At 69.0% G+C, this 16151-nt stretch carries 15 protein-coding genes; all 15 read right to left on the bottom strand.

Features of this window, described 5'->3' with window-relative positions; genetic code table 11:
* Positions 1-2: 2 nt before the first annotated feature.
* On the bottom strand, positions 3-1598 hold the full coding sequence (gene atpA, locus ACFV6H_RS01170) for a F0F1 ATP synthase subunit alpha (RefSeq protein ID WP_385537053.1): 1596 nt from the start codon (positions 1596-1598) through the stop codon (positions 3-5).
* 166 nt (positions 1599-1764) lie between these two features.
* Positions 1765-2580 carry a F0F1 ATP synthase subunit delta gene (locus ACFV6H_RS01165; RefSeq protein ID WP_384975928.1) on the bottom strand — a complete coding sequence of 272 codons (816 nt, stop codon included), beginning with the start codon at positions 2578-2580 and terminating at the stop codon, positions 1765-1767.
* Complete coding sequence (locus tag ACFV6H_RS01160; RefSeq protein WP_384975930.1) at positions 2577-3131, bottom strand: F0F1 ATP synthase subunit B; 555 nt, start codon at positions 3129-3131, stop codon at positions 2577-2579. The genes ACFV6H_RS01165 and ACFV6H_RS01160 overlap by 4 nt, the downstream gene beginning before the upstream one ends.
* Positions 3132-3172: 41 nt before the next feature.
* Positions 3173-3403 (bottom strand): ATP synthase F0 subunit C, encoded by a 231-nt coding sequence (atpE, locus tag ACFV6H_RS01155; protein ID WP_384975932.1) that lies wholly within the window; start codon positions 3401-3403, stop codon positions 3173-3175.
* Positions 3404-3493: 90 nt separating this feature from the next.
* The gene (gene atpB, locus ACFV6H_RS01150; protein WP_093593285.1) at positions 3494-4315 is read right to left on the bottom strand and encodes a F0F1 ATP synthase subunit A; all 822 of its coding nucleotides are present in this window, start codon (positions 4313-4315) and stop codon (positions 3494-3496) included.
* Between the two features lie 228 nt (positions 4316-4543).
* Positions 4544-4990: a hypothetical protein gene (locus tag ACFV6H_RS01145; protein WP_384975934.1), complete on the bottom strand. Its 447-nt coding sequence runs from the start codon at positions 4988-4990 to the stop codon at positions 4544-4546.
* Between the two features lie 274 nt (positions 4991-5264).
* Positions 5265-6620 carry an MraY family glycosyltransferase gene (locus tag ACFV6H_RS01140; RefSeq protein ID WP_385537046.1) on the bottom strand — a complete coding sequence of 452 codons (1356 nt, stop codon included), beginning with the start codon at positions 6618-6620 and terminating at the stop codon, positions 5265-5267.
* A gap of 145 nt (positions 6621-6765) precedes the next feature.
* Entirely contained in the window at positions 6766-8022 is a 1257-nt protein-coding gene (gene glyA / locus ACFV6H_RS01135; protein WP_385537043.1) for a serine hydroxymethyltransferase, read from the bottom strand.
* Between the two features lie 450 nt (positions 8023-8472).
* The gene (locus tag ACFV6H_RS01130; RefSeq protein ID WP_093593270.1) at positions 8473-9123 is read right to left on the bottom strand and encodes a protein-tyrosine-phosphatase; all 651 of its coding nucleotides are present in this window, start codon (positions 9121-9123) and stop codon (positions 8473-8475) included.
* Entirely contained in the window at positions 9120-9767 is a 648-nt protein-coding gene (locus ACFV6H_RS01125) for an L-threonylcarbamoyladenylate synthase (protein WP_093593267.1), read from the bottom strand. Before ACFV6H_RS01125 ends, ACFV6H_RS01130 begins: the two co-directional genes overlap by 4 nt.
* Before the next feature lie 214 nt (positions 9768-9981).
* On the bottom strand, positions 9982-10863 hold the full coding sequence (gene prmC, locus ACFV6H_RS01120; protein ID WP_176732481.1) for a peptide chain release factor N(5)-glutamine methyltransferase: 882 nt from the start codon (positions 10861-10863) through the stop codon (positions 9982-9984).
* Between the two features lie 46 nt (positions 10864-10909).
* On the bottom strand, positions 10910-11989 hold the full coding sequence (prfA, locus tag ACFV6H_RS01115) for a peptide chain release factor 1 (RefSeq protein ID WP_384794152.1): 1080 nt from the start codon (positions 11987-11989) through the stop codon (positions 10910-10912).
* A gap of 97 nt (positions 11990-12086) precedes the next feature.
* Positions 12087-12311, bottom strand: a complete 225-nt coding sequence (gene rpmE / locus ACFV6H_RS01110; protein ID WP_066950131.1) for a 50S ribosomal protein L31 — start codon at positions 12309-12311, stop codon at positions 12087-12089.
* 184 nt (positions 12312-12495) lie between these two features.
* Positions 12496-13599, bottom strand: coding sequence for an LCP family protein (locus tag ACFV6H_RS01105; protein ID WP_385537035.1), 1104 nt, complete (start codon positions 13597-13599; stop codon positions 12496-12498).
* A 175-nt stretch (positions 13600-13774) separates the two neighbouring features.
* Entirely contained in the window at positions 13775-15817 is a 2043-nt protein-coding gene (gene rho / locus ACFV6H_RS01100) for a transcription termination factor Rho (RefSeq protein WP_385537032.1), read from the bottom strand.
* Positions 15818-16151: the final 334 nt, after the last annotated feature.

Genomic DNA, 16151 nt, shown 5'->3' with positions numbered 1-16151 from the left:
CGTCACTTGGAGACGTTGACGGCCGGCGCGTCCTCGCCCAGGAGCCTGCCGTCCGAGGTCTCGAACTGCCGCTTGAAGGCGGCGATCGCGTCCGCGATGGACTGGAGCGTGTCGTCCGACATCTTGGCGCCCTCGGCGATGCTGGTCAGCAGCTCCTTGCGCTCACGGCGCAGGTACTCCAGCAGCTCGGTCTCGAAGCGGCGGATGTCGAGGACCGGTACGTCGTCCATCTTGCCGGTGGTGCCGGCCCAGATGGAGACGACCTGCTCCTCGATCGGGTACGGCGAGTACTGCGGCTGCTTCAGCAGCTCGACCATGCGCTTGCCGCGCTCCAGGGACGCCTTGGAGGCCGCGTCCAGGTCGGAGCCGAAGGAGGCGAACGCCTCCAGCTCGCGGTACTGGGCGAGGTCCACACGCAGTCGTCCGGAAACCTGCCGCATGGCCTTGTGCTGGGCGGAGCCACCGACTCGGGAGACCGAGATACCGACGTTCAGCGCGGGCCGCTGGCCGGCGTTGAACAGGTCGGACTCCAGGAAGCACTGGCCGTCGGTGATGGAGATGACATTGGTCGGGATGAACGCCGACACGTCGTTCGCCTTCGTCTCGACAATCGGGAGGCCCGTCATCGAACCGGCGCCCAGGTCGTCGGAGAGCTTGGCGCAGCGCTCCAGCAGACGCGAGTGCAGATAGAAGACATCGCCCGGGTAGGCCTCACGGCCCGGCGGACGGCGCAGCAGCAGGGACACGGCGCGGTAGGCGTCGGCCTGCTTCGAGAGGTCGTCAAAGATGATCAGGACATGCTTGCCCTGGTACATCCAGTGCTGGCCGATGGCCGAGCCGGTGTACGGCGCCAGGTACTTGAAGCCGGCCGGGTCGGACGCGGGGGCGGCGACGATCGTCGTGTACTCGAGCGCGCCCGCCTCCTCCAGCGCACCGCGTACGGACGCGATGGTGGAGCCCTTCTGGCCGATGGCGACGTAGATGCAGCGGACCTGCTTGTTCGTGTCGCCCGAGCGCCAGTTGTCACGCTGGTTGATGATCGTGTCGACGGCCAGCGCGGTCTTGCCGGTCTGGCGGTCGCCGATGATGAGCTGACGCTGGCCACGGCCGATCGGCACCATGGCGTCGACGGCCTTGTAGCCGGTCTGCATCGGCTCGTGGACCGACTTACGGACCATGACGCCCGGAGCCTGAAGCTCAAGGGCGCGGCGGCCTTCGGTCTCGATCTCGCCGAGTCCGTCGATCGGGTTGCCGAGCGGGTCGACCACGCGACCCAGGTATCCCTCGCCGACGGCGACGGAGAGGACCTCGCCGGTACGGGTGACCGACTGTCCCTCCTCGATACCGCTGAACTCACCGAGGACGATCGAACCGATCTCGCGCTCCTCGAGGTTGAGGGCGAGACCGAGGGTGCCGTCCTCGAACTTCAGCAGCTCGTTCGCCATGGCCGAGGGCAGCCCCTCGACCTTCGCGATGCCGTCACCGGCAACGCTGACCGTTCCGACCTCCTCGCGCGAGGCCGCGTCCGGCTTGTACGACTGGACAAAGTTCTCCAGCGCGTCCCGGATCTCCTCCGGCCGGATCGTGAGCTCCGCCATCTGGGTTCCCTGCTCTCCTTGTTGGGCCCGAAGTTTCTTTGGGGGTCTATCTCGGGGTCTGGGGGCGACCCCCAGGAATCTTCTGCAATCTCTGCACGGCCCAACCGGGCCGCTGGTGTTGCTCTGTTCTGTTGGCCGGCGGCAGGCCGCCCGGCGATGCCCGCGGTCAGCCGGCGAGCCGCCGTTCCGCCTCTGCGAGACGGTCCGCGACCGTGCCGTTGATGATCTCGTCACCGACCCGCACCGAGATCCCGCCGAGGACCTCGGGGTCCACGTCCAGGTTCAGATGCATCGGGTGGCCGTACAGCTTCGCCAGTGCCGCGCCGAGGCGCCGCTTCTGGGCGTCGGTGAGCGGTACCGCCGAGGTGACGACGGCGACCATCCGGTCCCGGCGCGCCGCGGCGAGCCGGGACAGGGTCTGGAGACCCGATTCCAGGCTACGTCCCCGGGGCTGCGTCACAAGACGCGCGACCAGGCGTTCGGTGGCCGGTTCTGCCCTGCCGCCGAGCAGCCGGTGCAGCAGCGCGGTCTTGGCGGAGACCGTGGCCGACCGGTCGGTCAGCGCCGCGCGCAGCCCGGTGCTGGACTCCACGATGCGGCCGAACCGGAACAGCTCGTCCTCCACGTCGTCGAGCGTCCCGGTCCGCTGCGCGGCGGTCAGCTCGGCGAGGGCGGACAGCTCCTCGATGGAGTCGACCAGGTCGCGCGGCTGCGACCAGCGGGAGCGGACCATGCCGGAGACCAGATCGGCGGCCGGGCCGCCCACCTGGCCGCTCAGCAGCCGTCCGGCCAGCTCGGCCTTGGCCTCGCCGGGCTGCGCCGGGTCGGTCAGGACCCGGCGCAACGACACCTCGCGGTCGAGCAGCGCGGTTACGGCGGCCAGCTCCTCGGCGAGCTTCCCGGCGTCGACCGACGTGCTGTCGGTCAGTGCGTCGAGACGCTCACGTGCGGCAGCCAGTGCCTCGCGGCTCGCTCCATTCATCGCCTGGCCTCGGCCTTCTCGGCGCCGTCCTCGAGCTCGTCGAGGAAGCGGTCGATGGTGCGGCTCTGCCGGGCGTGGTCCTCCAGGGACTCGCCGACGAGCTTGCCGGCCAGATCCGTGGCGAGCTTGCCGACGTCCTGACGCAGCGCACTGGCCGCGGCCTTGCGGTCGGCCTCGATCTGGGCGTGACCGGCGGCGATGATCTCCTCACGCTGCCGCTGTCCCTCCGCCTTCATCTCCTGGATGATGACGGCGCCCTGCTCGGTCGCCTCCTGGCGGAGACGGGCGGCCTCGTGCCGGGCCTCGGCGAGCTGGGCCTTGTACTGCTCCAGCACGCTCTGGGCCTCGGTCTTGGCCTCCTCCGCCTTTTCGATGCCACCCTCGATGGCCTCGCGGCGCTCTTCCAAAACCTTGTTGATGTTCGGGAGGAGCTTCTTGGCGAGGAAGCCGAAGACGATGACGAAGGCGATAAGACCGATGACAAGCTCGGGAACCGGCGGAATGAGAGGGTTTTCCAACTCCTCAGCCGCGATATTGAGCAGTGGGCTCACATCAGTGCCTTTCGTCTGGTGGGCTGGTCGTGAGTCCGCGATCAGATGCCGTAGACGAACGGCATGACCAGACCGATGAGGGCGAGCGCCTCACAGAACGCGAAACCAAGAATCTGGTTCGTACGGATCAGACCGGCCGCCTCGGGCTGACGGGCGAGGGCCTGGGTGCCGTTACCGAAGATGATGCCGACGCCGACGCCGGGACCGATGGCGGCCAGGCCGTAACCGATGGAGCCGAGCGAGCCGGATACGGCGGCAAGAGTCTGGGGCATGCCAGTTCTTCCTTCTCTTTCACGGACCGGTGGGGGTTGGCCACCGGACGACTTTGGGGTCTGGGACGGGAGGACGGTCAACGAGGGCGATCAGTGGCTCTCGGCGAGCGCGCCCTGGATGAAGCTGCACGTCAGAAGCACGAAGACATACGCCTGAAGGGCCTGGATGAAGAGCTCGAAGACGGTCATCACGATGACCATCACGAACGAGACACCGGCGTATGCGATGCCGATACCGTTCAGCAGGTACCAGCTCGCGATCGTGAAGAGCAGCAGCAGCGTGTGGCCCGCGAACATGTTCGCGAAGAGTCGCACGGCGTGCGTGAACGGGCGGATCAGCAGGTTCGAGAACAGCTCGATGGCCATCGAGAGCGGCAGGACCGGGCCGAGCGACTTGTCGTAGCCGCTGAAGTTCTTGAAGGCGCCGACGAAGCCGTGTCGCTTGAAGGTCAGCGACACCCACAAGACGTAGACGATGAACGCGAGCACCGCCGGGTAGGCGATGATCGCCGTCACCGGGAACTGCGCGACCGGGATGATCGACCAGAGGTTCATCATCCAGACGAAGAAGAAGAGCGAGACGACGATCGGTACATACTTCTCGCCCTCCTTCTTGCCGATGATCTCGTAGACGACACCGCGGCGTACGAAGTCGTAGCCGGCCTCGGCCACCATCTGAAGCTTGCCTGGGACAACCTTCGGCTTACGGAAAGCGGCCCAGAAGAAGCCCACGATGATCAGGGAGCCGAGCAGCGCCAGCAGCATCGTCTTGTTGAAGTACAAGTTGCTGTCCGCGTTGCCCACGATGGGCTCGAACAGGAACGAGTGCAGGCCGGGTGCCGGGAAACCACATCCCTCGAAGATGTGGCAGTCGGTCTCGAAGGCGAGCACCTGCGTCGGGTCAGCACTCACCGCGGGCTCCTTCAGCATGGCGCATAGGTACGGCAACCTCGTTGTGTCGGCGCGGCGCGGAGCCGCGGTTCGGCACTGGACTGGGGGTGTTACGGATGTGGAGACGGCGGTCGGGCGTTGAGCCTCGCGTGAGAACAGGCGTCAGCTCGGATGCCCGCGCCCGCAATGCCGCAGTTGGCACCGGACGATAGCAGGATCTCGAACGGGCACTTATCCCGGCCCTACTCCTCACGCCGACGACCCCGACTTCTCGGCCGGGCTGGCGGACGTTCCGGAAGAGGTCTCGGGGTCGACGTAGAGAATCTTGGCCTTCATATGCGCACGTGCCTGGGCGGCGACCCAGACGAGCGTCGCCACAACGAGCGTGAGGGCAAAGGCCTTCGGGTTGAACAGCGTGGTGTCCTTGAACGTGGCCACGAAGATGAAGAGCAGCAGGAGCTGGGCCGTGTAGAGCATCAGGCCCATCGCCTGGAACAGATGCGGAAGCGACGCCGCCGTTCGCTGGAGGACCACCAGCCCGATGGCCATGAAGAGCACGACCACCACCGTGCCGACCGCGGCCCCCAGAGCGCCTTTGCCGCCCGCGACCACGCCACTGATCACCGTGGCGAGCACGCCGACGGCGGCCGTGGGTACGGCCGTGTGCAGGAGGATCCGGGCGTCGTTGGACGGCATGGCGGCAGCTCCGCTTACTGGGTGGGGCAGATGGTGTCGTCATGGACGAGCGTAGGCCCGGTCCGAGAGAAGGTTTCTCGGGCCAACGAACCGTCGCACTACGGTCCTTCGGCTCTGTCGCCGGGTCTCGTGAACAGTATCACAAACTATTTGATGAGGTCTTTACCATGGTGGTGTGCTGACTGTCACACGTGAGAGTTACCCCGCGCGTGTGTGCAGGACACCACGCCATCTTGTCTGGTATTGGCCCTCGATGAGGGAAATAACAACGCCGTCAGTTCCTCGAACCGGCCTTACGACGGTCGGGAAGACGCGAACGAGCGCCGAGCGCGGTCGCGCCGTTGACACCCGCGGGAACAGGCGTGCGCTCCTCCGTCACGTCCGTCACGGGCTGCGCCTCGCCGGCGAGCGCGAGCGCCGGGACGGGCGAGGCGAGTTCCCCGGCGGCCGGCTCGCCCTTCCGCTTACGGCGGTAGCGCGGCGGTACGAACGACTGTGCCCAGAGCGGAGCGCGCGGTGTGAAGCGCGGCAGCAGCAGAAGCACCAGGCCCACCGCGCTCAGCGCGACGATCACCAGCAGGATCCACATCGACGCCGAGTGCACCGAGTAGGCGACCACTCCGAACGCGATCAGCGCCGACCAGAAGTACATGATCAGCACCGCCCTGCTGTGCGAGTGCCCGATCTCCAGCAGCCGGTGGTGCAGATGGCCACGGTCTGCCGCGAACGGCGACTGGCCGTTCCAGGTACGGCGCACGATCGCCAGCACCAGGTCGGCGAACGGGATCGCGATGATCGTCAGAGGCAGCAGCAGCGGGATGAAGACCGGCAGTGCGGCGTGCGTGGCCTGCCGGGTGGAGCCCTCGAAGATCTTCAGCACATCGAGGTCGACCTGACCGGTCACCGAGATCGCGCCCGCGGCGAGCACCAGGCCGATCAGCATCGATCCCGAGTCGCCCATGAAGATCCGGGCGGGATGCATGTTGTGCGGCAGGAAGCCCACGCACATGCCCATCAGGATCGCCGAGAAGAGAGTGGCCGGGGCCGCGGCCTCGATGCCGTAGCCGTACCAGAGCCGGTAGGTGTACAGGAAGAAGGCCGCGGCGGCGATGCACACCATGCCGGCCGCGAGACCGTCCAGACCGTCCACGAAGTTGACCGCGTTGATGGTGATCACGACCAGCGCGACGGTGAGCAGTGTGCCCTGCCAGGAGGTCAGCGAGACCATCCCGGCGCCCGGCACCGGGATCCACAGGATCGTCAGACCCTGCATCACCATCACGCCCGCGGCGATCATCTGGGCGCCGAGCTTGATCAGCGCGTCGATCTCGAACTTGTCGTCCAGGACACCGATCAGCCAGATCAGAGCGGCACCGGAGAGCAGTGCGCGCGGCTCGTTGGAGAGCTCGAAAACACCGTTCAGGTTCTGGAGGTTGTCCGCCACGAGCAGTCCGGCGCACAGGCCGAAGAACATGGCGATACCGCCGAGCCTCGGCGTCGGTTCGCGGTGCACGTCACGGGCGCGGATCTCCGGCATCGCCCCGGTCGCGATGGCGAACTTCCGCACCGGGCCGGTCAGCAGATAGGTCACCGCAGCCGTCACACAGAGCGTCAGCAGGTAATCACGCACGGGCTGCCCCACAGGAATCGCTGGCCATCTCAGCCCCACACACTAGCCCGCGCCGGAACCGCTGTCGGATACCGAGTCGCCATATGAGCCAGGACGGGCTGCTGAGCGGGATGGTTCCACGGCTCGTCGCCGCGCCGTGTTCCCGTCAGGAGAGCTTCCCATACGGAGGGAACCCGTCGACCAGTTCCCGCACTTCGGCACGGACCCTGCGCGCCGTCTCCGCGCCTCCGCGCAGCGCCGAGGTGAAGAGCAGCGCGATCCGCGCCATTTCGGCCTCTGACATGCCCTGAGTGGTCACGGCGGCGGTGCCCAGCCGGATGCCGCGGCCCTCCACGTAGGGCAGTGCGCATGTGTCGAGCACCACACCCGCGGCGGCCAGCCGGCCGCGGGCCGTTCTGCCGTCCACACCGAGTGGCGCGGGATCGGCGGTGATCAGATGGGTGTCCGTACCGTCCGTGGTGATCCGCAGACCCTCCGCGGCCAGCGCCTTGGCGAGCGCGCGGGCGTTGGCGACGACCTGGTGCGCGTACGCCGTGAACGCCGGCGCCGCCGCCTCGCCGAACGCGACGGCCTTGGCGGCGATCGTATGCATCTGCGCGCCGCCCTGCGTGAACGGGAACACCGCGCGGTCGACACGCTCCGCCAGCTCCTCACCGCACAGGATCATCCCGCCGCGCGGTCCGCGCAGCACCTTGTGGGTGGTCGCGCACACCACATCGGCGTACGGCACCGGATTGGGCGCCGCGCCTCCGGCCACCAGTCCGATCGGATGCGCGGCGTCAGCGATCAGATACGCACCGACGTCCTCGGCGATCTGCCGGAACGCGGCGTAGTCGATATGGCGCGGATACGAGATCGAGCCGCAGACGACCGCCTTGGGCCGGTGCTCCCGGGCCAGCGCGCGCACCTGCGGATAGTCGATGAGCCCGGTCCCGGCGTCGACTCCGTACCCGACGAAGTCGAACCAACGGCCCGAGAAGTTGACCGGCGCGCCGTGTGTGAGATGCCCGCCGTACGGCAGCCCCATGGCCAGCACGGTGTCACCGGGCCGCAGCAGCGCGGCGTACGCGGCGAGGACGGCGGAGGAGCCGGAGTGCGACTGCACATTGGCGTGCCCGGCCCCGAACAGCGCCTTCGCCCGCGCGATCGCGATCCGCTCGGCGGCGTCGACCAGCTCGCAGCCGCCGTGGTAGCGGTGGCCCGGGTAGCCCTCGGCGTACTTGTTGGCGAGAGGCGAGCCGAGGGCGGCGAGAACGGCGGGCGAGGTGAAGTTCTCCGCGGCGATGAGCTGGAGACTGTCGGCCTGCCGCCGCGTCTCCCCGAGGATCACCTCGGCCATCTCAGGATCCTGCCGCAGCAGCGCGTCGGGCGTTGCGGTGTGGGGTGCGATGACGACCGGCATGACGGGCTCCGGACCTCGGGACGGGTGCGCCTCTCCAATGTAGGCGCTTGCGCCTGACGGCGCGGTGCGCCTCCCGGCGAGGGGCCGGTGCGGTGGGTGGTGCGGGGGCCGGGGCACTCCGGAGGTACATGTCCGGACGGCATGCTGTGTTTTCCCGGGGGACACCCCCGGACCCCCGTACGCCGCGTGCGGACCGGCTGTCGGGTGCAGGCTTCGCGTGCGGCACAAATCACGCTTTAGTGTCCGGACACGCACCTCCTCCGACCCCGACCCCCTCCCGCCGGACCCCGGGTTTCCGCCCGGTGCCGGCACCCACCAAGCCCGTCCGGCGATTGAGGACGGAACCGGCAACCCCGGTGCCGGGTTCCCAATCGGTAGGGGCCTGCCCCATCGCGCCCCGGCCGCAGGCCGGAAAATCCAGCCCGTCCGGCGATTGAGGACAAAGCAGCCTCAGAAAGAAGACGGCACGCCCGTCAGCGCCGTGACCACCGGGTCCAGCGCCTGGTGGATCTCCTCGCCGATCGAGCGGAAAAACGTGATCGGCGCCCCGTACGGGTCGTACACCTCGTCCGCCTCCGCCGTCGGCGCCAGCAGCCAGCCCCGCAGCGCCGCCGCCGCGCGGACCAGGGCGCGGGCGCGCTCGACCACGCCCTCGTCGACCGGGTCGGGCAGCGTCGCCGGGTCTATGGCCCGTACCAGCCGGGTGAACTCCTTGAGCGTGAAAGTGCGCAGACCCGCGGAGTGGCCCATGGAGATCACCTGCGCGCGGTGGTCACGGGTCGCGGTGAGGACCAGGTCCGCGCGGATCACATGCTCGTCCAGCAGCTCGCGGCCGACGAACCCGGACGCGTCCGCGCCGAAGTCGGCCAGTACGGCCTCCGCGTTGGCCTCCATGGGCGCGCCCTCGTGCCCCCAGGTGCCGGCGCTCTCCACGATCAGGCCACCGGTGAGCCGCTCGCCCAGGCGGACGGTCAGGGCATGCCGGTTCAGCCGCTCGGTGATCGGCGAGCGGCAGACGTTGCCGGTACTGACGTGGAGGATGCGGAAGGTGTTGCCGGTGTGTGCGGTCTCCGCTATGCCACGCCCCTCAGGGGCGGTCAATTGGCCACCTCGAGGTCGGGTACCACCTTGCGCAGCTCCTCCGCGTCGAGGGCGCCGGCCCGCAGCAGCACCGGGACCGTACCGGTGACATCGACGATCGAGGAGGGCACGATGCCGGGCGTGGGACCGCCGTCGAGATAGACCGAGACGGAGTCGCCGAGCATCTCCTGTGCCGCGTCGCAGTCCTCGGGAGACGGGTGTCCCGTGAGGTTGGCGCTGGAGACCGCCATCGGGCCGACCTCGGTGAGCAGTTCGATGGCGACGGGATGCAGCGGCATCCGGATCGCGACGGTGCCACGGGTGTCGCCCAAGTCCCACTGGAGGGACGGCTGGTGCTTGGCGACGAGGGTCAGCGCGCCGGGCCAGAACGCGTCGACCAGTTCCCACGCCTGCTCGGAGAAGTCGGTGACCAGGCCGTGCAGGGTGTTCGGGGAGCCGATCAACACGGGCGTGGGCATATTGCGTCCGCGGCCCTTGGCGTCGAGCAGATCGGCGACTCCCTCGGAGCTGAAGGCGTCCGCGCCGATCCCGTACACGGTGTCGGTGGGCAGCACGACCAGCTCACCACGGCGTACGGCCGACGCGGCCTCACGCAGACCCGTCGAACGGTCGGTCGCGTCGTTGCAGTCGTATCGCCGTGCCATCAGCCTGACTCCCTTTGTTTCAAGGCTCGGTTCGCCTCCGGGGCGCCTTTTGCCCCTGTCGACGGTCGACCGTGCTCGGTTTGTTCGTTCCTCACAAACCTCCGCGCGCTCTCCCTTTCGACAGGGGCGCGCCCCTTTGGCTCACTCGCCGGGTGCCCGGGGCGCGCGCTCGCCCGAAAGGCACTCGCCGGGGCGAGGAGGTGTGCCGCGGTCGTCACGGCAGGGCCTTGCGTGCCGTGGCGAAGCGGGGGCGCTTGTTGAGGTCCGGGTGGTCCGCCGCGTCCGCCCAGCCGGACTCCTCGCTGAAGATCCACGGGACCTGTCCGCCCTGGGTGTCCGCGTGTTCGACCACGACCAGGCCGCCCGGCCGCAGCAGCCGGTGCGCGGTGCGTTCGATGCCGCGGATCGTGTCGAGTCCGTCCTCGCCGGAGAAGAGCGCCATCTCCGGGTCGTGGTCACGGGCCTCGGGCGCGACGTACTCCCACTCCGTGAGCGGGATGTACGGCGGGTTGGAGATCACCAGGTCGACCTGGCCGTCGAGTTCGGGAAGGGCCGTCAGGGCGTTTCCCTGGTGCACGGTGACCCTGGATCCCTCGGCGTTCTTCCGCGTCCACGCGAGGGCGTCCTCGGACAGCTCCACGGCGTGCACACGTGAACGCGGCACCTCCTGCGCCATGGCGAGCGCGATCGCGCCGGAGCCCGAGCACAGATCGACGATCAGCGGCTCGACCACATCCATCGCCCGTACGGCGTCTATGGCCCAGCCGACGACCGACTCGGTCTCCGGGCGCGGTACGAACACACCGGGCCCGACCTGGAGTTCCAGATAGCGGAAGAAGGCACGGCCGGTGATGTGCTGGAGCGGCTCCCTGGCCTCGCGGCGGGCCACCGCCTCCCAGTAACGCGCGTCGAAGTCCGCGTCCTTGACGCGGTGCAGCTCTCCTCGCTTGACGCCGTGCACATACGCGGCCAGTTCCTCCGCGTCGAAGCGCGGTGAGGGTACGCCCGCGTCGGCCAGCCGCTGGGTGGCCTGTGCCACCTCCGCGAGCAGCACGGAACGGGGGTGCGGGGGTCGCCCCCCGGGGGGTAGCTGCACGCTGGTCCTCCGGGCTGGAGTCGTACGGTCGTTTACGCGGGCTTGCTTACTGCGCGGCCGCGAGCTTCGCGGCCGAATCGGCGTCGACACAGGCCTGGATGACGGCGTCCAGATCTCCGTCGAGCACTTGGTCCAAGTTGTACGCCTTGAAACCGACACGGTGGTCCGAGATCCGGTTTTCCGGGAAGTTGTACGTACGGATCTTCTCGGACCGGTCGACGGTTCTCACCTGGCTGCGCCGCGCGTCGGCGGCCTCCTTCTCCGCCTCCTCCTGCGCCGCCGCGAGCAGCCGCGACCGCAGGATACGCAAGGCCTGCTCCTTGTTCTGGAGCTGGCTCTTCTCGTTCTGGCAGGACGCGACCACTCCGGTGGGCAGATGAGTGATCCGGACGGCGGAGTCCGTCGTGTTGACGGACTGGCCGCCGGGCCCGGAGGAGCGGTAGACGTCGATCCGCAGATCGTTGGGGTTGATCTCGACGTCGATCTCCTCGGCCTCGGGCGTGACCAGCACACCGGCGGCGGAGGTGTGGATACGGCCCTGCGACTCGGTCGCGGGCACCCGCTGCACGCGGTGCACGCCGCCCTCGTACTTCAGCCGGGCCCACACGCCCTGTCCGGGCTCGGTGGCGCCGTTGCCGCCCTTGGTCTTCACCGCGACCTGGACGTCCTTGTAGCCGCCCAGCTCGGACTCGGTGGCGTCGATGATCTCGGTCTTCCAGCCGACGCGCTCCGCGTACCGCAGATACATCCGCAGCAGATCACCGGCGAAGAGCGCGGACTCGTCGCCGCCCGCGCCGGCCTTGACCTCCAGGATGACGTCCTTGTCGTCGCTCGGGTCGCGCGGTACGAGCAGCAGCCTGAGGCGCTCGGTCAGTTCCTCGCGCTGCTTCTCCAACTCCTTGACCTCGGCGGCGAAATCGGGATCGTCGGCCACGAACTCACGGGCCGTGACGATGTCCTCACCGGTCTGCTTCCAGGAGCGGTACGTGCCGACGATCGGAGTCAGCTCGGCGTAGCGCTTGTTGAGCTTGCGTGCGTTCGCCTGGTCCGCGTGGACCGACGGGTCGGCGAGCTTCTTCTCCAGATCGGCGTGCTCGCCGATCAGTTCCTCGACCGCCTCGAACATCGGGTGCTCCTGGGTTCGTACGAAGGTGCTTCGGGACGCCAAAGCGCCGGTCTCGGCACCCCGGAACGGGGCACCGAGAACCGGCGCAGATGGCTCGCTACTTCTTGGCGGAGGCGGCGGCCTTGCCGAAGCGGGCCTCGAAGCGGGCCACACGGCCACCGGTGTCGAGGATCTTCTGCTTGCCCGTGTAGAACGGGTGGCACTCGGAGCAGAGGTCCGCGCGGATGGTGCCGGACTCGATGGTGCTCCGGGTGGTGAACGACGCGCCGCAGGTGCAGCTCACCTGGGTCTCGACGTACGCGGGGTGGATGTCGCGCTTCAAGGGTTTCTCCTAGTTCCGGGAGGGCACCGGGTCGTACACGCGGATTGCTCGTACGTGAACCGGGGCCGACGTACCAGTCTGCCAGGACCGGCCGTATCTCCCAAAACCGGGGTGTGGCCGGAGGTATTCCTGCGGGCCTGCGGGCAGGCGCGCGGGCGCACCGGAGGCGCGGCCCGGAGGGCGCTCAGCCGCCGCCGATCGTGCCGGCCGCCTCGCCTCTGTCGCCCGCGGAGTCCTTCGTCGCGGAGGCCGGGATCGGTTTGTCCTGCTTGAGGGCCGTCCAGACCTGCTGGGCGCCGTCCGGGATGGGCAGGACACGGTTCGGATCGGCGGGATCGTAGGCCACCGGAAGCGTGATCATCCGCATATTCCGGGCATCGAGGTCCTTGAGACCGCCGACGAAGCCGATCAGCGCCTTGACCGAGCCGAGCCGGGAGTCGGGAGTGATCGCCCGGGTGGCGGTGTCGGCGAGGTCGTAGAGCTTCTTCGGGCTGCTGAACAGGCCGACGCTTCTGACCTGCTCGATCAGCGCCTTGACAAAGGCCTGCTGGAGCTCGATACGGCCCAGGTCGCTGCCGTCGCCGATGCTCTTGCGCGTCCGTACCAGACCGAGGGCCTGCTCGCCGTCGAGGACATGGGTGCCGGGCGCGAGCGTCAGATGGCTCTTGGCGTCGTCGATCGGCCGTGTGGTGGTGACCCTGACGCCGCCCAGCTCGTCGATGAGCTCCTTGAAGCCGGTGAAGTCGACCTCGATGTAGTGATCCATCCGGATACCGGACATCGTCTCGACGGTCTTCACCGCGCACGCGGCGCCGCCGACCTCGTACGCGGTGTTGAACATGGCGAGCCGCTCGCCGGGAACGGTGCCGCCGTCGGGTCCGGTGCAGTCAGGGCGGTCGATCAGGGTGTCGCGCGGTACGGAGACGACGCTGGCCTTCTTGTGGCCCGGATATACGTGGATGATCATGGCCGTGTCGGAGCGCGCGCCGCCCGCGCCGCCTCCGTACACCGCGTTGGCGCCGGAGCGGGAGTCCGAGCCGAGGACGAGGATGTCCTCGGAGCCGTTGTCGACATCGGCCGGGCGGTCCCGGCCCAGGATGCGGTCGATGTCTATGCCTCGGAGATTGCCGTCGAGCTTGACATAGACATAACCGAGGCCCGATCCGCCGAGAAGGACCAGGACTGCGGCCGACCACGCGACGACGGCGGTCGCCCTGCGGCGCTTGCCCTTCCTGGCCTCGCGGCGTCCGCCACGGCCGGGTATTCGGCTGCTGCTCCGGTCGGTCATGGTCTCCCTCCGCCCGTCCAGTCAGTCAAACACCAAGGACGGAGCACGGCACCCCGGAGGCCGTCAGCGGGCCGTACAGGGCCGCAGCGGGCCGCTGACGGCCCCGTACGGCCCGGAACGCGGAACCGCCCCGGCGCACGGGCGCCGGGGCGGTTCGGTGGGGCAGCGGGCCTGATCAGTCGTTGCCGTTGCCCGGACCGGGTGTCGTCTTCTGGATCTGGAGCAGGAACTCCGCGTTCGACTTCGTCTGCTTCATCTTGTCCAGGAGCAGCTCGATCGCCTGCTGCTGGTCGAGCGCGTGCAGCACCCGGCGCAGCTTCCAGACCACGGCCAGCTCGTCGCTGCCGAGCAGGATCTCTTCCTTACGGGTGCTGGACGCGTCCACGTCCACCGCCGGGAAGATGCGCTTGTCCGAGAGCTTCCGGTCGAGCTTGAGCTCCATGTTGCCGGTGCCCTTGAACTCCTCGAAGATCACCTCGTCCATGCGCGAGCCGGTCTCGACCAGCGCGGTGGCCAGAATGGTCAGCGAGCCGCCGTCCTCGATGTTGCGCGCGGCACCGAAGAAGCGCTTCGGCGGGTAGAGCGCGGTCGAGTCGACACCACCGGACAGGATGCGACCGGAGGCGGGCGCCGCGAGGTTGTACGCACGGCCCAGACGCGTGATGGAGTCCAGCAGGACGATCACGTCGTGGCCCAGCTCGACCAGGCGCTTGGCGCGCTCGATGGCCAGCTCGGCGACGGTGGTGTGATCCTCGGCCGGGCGGTCGAAGGTCGAGGAGATGACCTCGCCCTTGACCGACCGCTGCATGTCGGTGACCTCTTCGGGACGCTCGTCGACCAGGACGACCATGAGGTGGCACTCGGGGCTGTTGACCGTGATCGCGTTGGCGATGGCCTGGAGGATCATGGTCTTGCCGGTCTTCGGCGGGGCCACGATCAGACCGCGCTGGCCCTTGCCGATGGGCGCGACCAGATCGATGATCCGCGTGGTCAGCACACCCGGGTCGGTCTCCAGACGGAGCCTGTCCTGCGGGTAGAGCGGAGTCAGCTTCTGAAACTCCGGGCGGCCACGGCCGGTTTCGGGCGCCATGCCGTTGACGGAGTCGAGGCGCACCAGCGCGTTGAACTTCTCGCGGCGCTCGCCCTCCTTGGGCTGGCGCACGGCGCCGGTGACATGGTCGCCCTTGCGCAGACCGTTCTTGCGGACCTGGGCGAGCGAGACATACACGTCGTTGGGGCCCGGCAGATAGCCGGAGGTCCTGATGAACGCGTAGTTGTCGAGGATGTCGAGGATGCCCGCGACGGGGATCAGCACATCGTCGTCGGCGACCTGCGGCTCACCGGGACCGAACTCCTCACGGCCGCGGCGGCCACGGCGGTCGCGGTACCGGCCGCGCCGGCCGCGCCGGCCGCCCGCCTCGTCGTCGAAGTCGTCCTGCGGGCCGGTGTTCTGGCTGCCGCGGCTGTCCCGCTGCTGGCGCTGGCCGCCGCTCTGCTGCTGGCCGCCGCCCGGACCGCTCTGGCCGCCCTGGCCGCTCGGCTGGTCATCGGGCTTGCCACGGCGGTCGCGCTGCCGGTCGCGGCGGTCACCGCGGTCACGGTCACCGCGCTGGCCGCGGTCCTGGCGCTCGCCGCGCCGGCCGTCGGCGTCGCCCTGTGCCGCTCCGGACACGGCGACGGCGGCCTCGGCCCTGGTGTCCGGCTGTGCCTCGACCTTGACATCGGCCGCGGCCTCCGCCGTGGTCTCCGGGCTGCCCGCCTGTGCGGTGGCCCGGCGGCGACGGCGCTCGCCCGCGGGCTGGTCGTCGCTGGCGGGCTGGCCGGGAATGTCGATCTGCTGCGGGGCCACGGCCTTCTCGGCCTCGCCCGCGCTCTCCTCGGCAGCCGCGGCCTCACCCGTACGGGCCTTGGAGGTGGCGCGCCGCTTCGGCTTGGTCTCGGCGTCGGCGCTGCCCGCCTCGGCGGTCTTGGCAGCGGACGGGCTGCCGGCCTGCGCTTCCTTGATGACCTCGATCAGCTGGCTCTTACGCATCCGCGCGGTGCCCCTGATACCGAGGCCGGACGCGACCTGCTGCAGCTCGGCCAGGACCATGCCCTCGAGGCCGGTGCCGGAGCGGCGGCGCCGTGCGGTGGTGCCAGTGGCAGCACCTGCGGCGGGCGCGGTGGCGTCGACACTGTTGTCGGCAGTCACGCCCATCAGATCGGTGGTGTCGCTCACGAAGGGTCCTTCCCTGGAGCGGACGTCGGCCTTCTGGCTCGGCGACCGGTTGTGCTGTCCGACTGCGGTCCCATCCTGTGGACCGTGCCGGGGCGGTGGTCCCGCCGGGTACGGCGGAGAAACATGCATACGTGCGATGGGTCCGGCGCGAGGTCCCCCTGCTCGGCCCTCCGCTAGGAAAAAACGGGGGGTGTCGTGCCGGTTCCGGTGCGTGCTCAAAACTGCTCAGGCAGGCTGCTCAGGCAGTTGGGGAGGCTCCCGGAAGAAGATTGGCCCCGAAACGGGACACGAAGCACCGCGCCTCAAAGACGTCGGTTGCAGACTTGAGGTTAAC

This window comes from Streptomyces sp. NPDC059743 (genome assembly GCF_042732975.1).
Lineage (GTDB): Bacteria > Actinomycetota > Actinomycetes > Streptomycetales > Streptomycetaceae > Streptomyces.
The sequence above is the reverse complement of the archived record's forward strand: the minus strand, read 5'-3'. Positions and strand labels throughout refer to the sequence as shown.